Source organism: Roseibium sp., assembly GCF_025698965.1.
Lineage (GTDB): Bacteria > Pseudomonadota > Alphaproteobacteria > Rhizobiales > Stappiaceae > Roseibium.
In genome coordinates this window covers 1-2782 of sequence record NZ_JAILWL010000652.1, presented here as the reverse complement: position 1 = coordinate 2782, position 2782 = coordinate 1, and the positions used below count along the sequence as shown (strand labels likewise).

Annotated in this window: 3 protein-coding genes and 1 tRNA gene; all 4 read right to left on the bottom strand. The window is 53.3% G+C overall.

Annotation, left to right across the window (positions count from 1 at the left end; genetic code table 11):
• Positions 1-16 precede the first annotated feature (16 nt).
• Positions 17-595, bottom strand: a complete 579-nt coding sequence (locus K5905_RS31130) for an NADH-quinone oxidoreductase subunit B family protein (protein WP_297591593.1) — start codon at positions 593-595, stop codon at positions 17-19.
• Entirely contained in the window at positions 586-951 is a 366-nt protein-coding gene (locus tag K5905_RS31125) for an NADH-quinone oxidoreductase subunit A (protein ID WP_297591592.1), read from the bottom strand. Before K5905_RS31125 ends, K5905_RS31130 begins: the two co-directional genes overlap by 10 nt.
• Before the next feature lie 514 nt (positions 952-1465).
• Positions 1466-1542: transfer RNA gene (locus K5905_RS31120), tRNA-Asp, on the bottom strand.
• A 288-nt stretch (positions 1543-1830) separates the two neighbouring features.
• On the bottom strand, positions 1831-2782 hold a 952-nt coding region (locus K5905_RS31115; protein WP_297591591.1), incomplete at its 5' end, for a PhoU domain-containing protein.

Genomic DNA, 2782 nt, shown 5'->3' with positions numbered 1-2782 from the left:
AGCGGCGGCAAATTCGTTATCGTTCGATCGTGCCGGTGCGGCGAATCTTCTTCTGCAGCATCAGGACACCGTAAAGAAGTGCCTCGGCAGTCGGAGGGCAGCCCGGCACATAGATATCGACCGGAACGACCCGGTCGCAGCCGCGAACCACCGAATAGGAATAGTGGTAGTATCCGCCACCATTGGCACAGGAGCCCATGGAAATCACGTAACGTGGTTCTGGCATCTGGTCATAGACCTTGCGCAGTGCAGGTGCCATCTTGTTCGTCAGCGTACCCGCAACGATCATCACGTCGGACTGTCTTGGAGAGGCTCGCGGTGCAAACCCGAAGCGTTCGGCATCATAGCGCGGCATGGACATCTGCATCATTTCAACGGCACAGCATGCCAGACCGAACGTCATCCACATGAGAGACCCTGTGCGAGCCCACTGAATGAGATTGTCGGTCGAAGTTACGAGAAACCCCTTGTCGGCCAACTCATTGTTCACCTCAAGGAAAAACGCGTCATCCGCCCCTACCGGGTTACCGGTATTTGGATCAATGACCCCTTGTGGTTGCGGTGCAACGAGCGGCTTGGTCGTGGTCAATCCCATTCCAGCGCTCCCTTTTTCCATTCGTAGATAAAGCCAACGGTCAGGACACCGAGGAAGACCATCATGGACCAGAACCCATACCACCCGAGCTCACCGAAAACCGTGGCCCATGGGAACAGGAAAGCGACCTCAAGGTCAAAAATAATAAAGAGGATCGAAACCAGGTAAAAGCGTACGTCAAACTTCATGCGCGCATCATCAAACGCATTGAAGCCACATTCATAGGCCGACAGTTTTTCCGGATCCGGGTTCTTGTAAGCCAGAATGAACGGGGAAATGAGCAGCGCAAGGCCGATCACCAGCGCGATGCCGATGAACACGACAATCGGGACGTATTCCCGCAAGAGTTCTTCCATGTTTTTCGCGTCCTTGCATATGGAGGCGGACCGGGAGGTGATCCGATACCGGCGGCTTGCATCCAAGTGCCTCATTTAACTGGCAAGTCGTGCAACGCCCGTCGGTCAATTGAAACCAACATGCGAGCGCACGCTTAGCTTACGACTTGGAGCAACGCAAGACCCCCTGACGGTCAAACTCCTGCCACACTTGACCTCCGGTCTCGATCCCCCCTTTACAAACCCCCCATTTCCGCCAATTTGCAGCCTTCTAATAACTTTGCATAAGCAGATGGGAATTATGCCGCACCCTCCGCGGATTTCCACCCCTGAAGCAGAATCGGATTGTAATTGCTGAAAACTGCAAAAGGCCAACAATTTGAATAAACTGAGCTATTGGACCAAGTTTAGACTCGCGCGCAACCGGAATGCATCGAATGGAAGCAAAGCTGCATATAAACTGCAGCGTTCGCAGCTTAATGCAAAATCTTAAATTTTTGAAAGAAGAGCCTGAAGCTATTGAACAAACCGTGAGTGGCGCGAGTGACGGGGCTCGAACCCGCGACCTCCGGCGTGACAGGCCGGCACTCTAACCAACTGAGCTACACCCGCTTCGCGCGGCGACGTGATGTCGTCGCGAAGTGGCGCTGATGTACGGCGGCTGGATGGGGAAGTCAAGCACCCTATTGCATTCAGATTGCCGATTTTTGACAAAGCCGCAGACAACCCGGTTTTTCCACCTGAAAGACATCACTTTTCAATGTGGATAACTTAGGCTCCAAAGTCTACGTGAAACCAGTCGATCATGACGACAGTCACACCTGGCTCGCACACACTCAATAACCCGTCAGTGACCATGGTCATTGACCGGATTGTAGTTTTTGCATCAAGGGGATGCGTTTACTCTGCCGGTACAAGGCGGCTATCTCTCAACTGCCCTTCTTGCGCCAGGATCGGCACTGCCACAGTAGCGAATAGGGAATTGATCTCCTTGAGGCTGCGCACAACTTCCATATGCACATTGCTTGAATCTATGCTTTCGGGAGTTCTTGATTTCAGGCGGTCCAGATGCCGGTCGTGACACTCGCGCTCCAGCTGACGCATCCGGTCCTTTTCCGCAATCAGTTCACGCGCGGAGGCCACGTCGCCGGAAACAAGCACATTGAGCGCCAGCTGCATATTCGCCATCACCCGATCATGCATGTTTTCAAGCTCGACCTGCCCTTCCCTGGAAAAACTCACCTTGTTCTCGTGCAACTCGATTGCTCGTTCCAGCAGGTTCTTTGAAATGAGATCGCCGGCGCGTTCCAGATTGATGGCGAAACTTGCCAGCTCCATGCTGCGCTCCGCGTCTTCCGACGTCAGTTCTCCACGGTTGACTTCAGCAATATAGAGTTTGATTTCGGAGTGAATCTTGTTGACACTTTCATCCATTTTCTGAAGTCGCTTGATTTCCTGCTGATTGCCGTTTTCCAGCATCATCATGACAGGACGTGCCATAACCTCGACCAACTCGCCCATACGCAGCAATTCTCGCGTTGCACTGGCAAGCGCAAGCCTTGGGACATGCACAACGCGCTGATCCAATGCACTTTGCATTGCCCCCTCGTCGGCACTGCTTTCCTGATCACTCGCAGGCATCAGTTTCTCAGCCAGTCTCGCCACCAGGCCGGTCAGCGGCAGACAGCCGATAACAAGGAACAGATTGAACAAGATATGTACCGAAACAATCTGCTGTGCCGGTACACTGCTGAACCGATCCAGAGGTAGATGTATTGTTGTGACCAGAAACAGGGCGATGAAAGCACCGCTTGCCCTGAAAATAAGGTTCCCCAGTGGCAACAGCCTGGCC

Bases quoted from the DNA above. Each gene is read 5' to 3' on its own strand.
- K5905_RS31125 (WP_297591592.1), bottom strand. From the start codon at position 951: ATGGAAGAACTCTTGCGGGAATACGTCCCGATTGTCGTGTTCATCGGC.
- K5905_RS31130 (WP_297591593.1), bottom strand. From the start codon at position 595: ATGGGATTGACCACGACCAAGCCGCTCGTTGCACCGCAACCACAAGGG.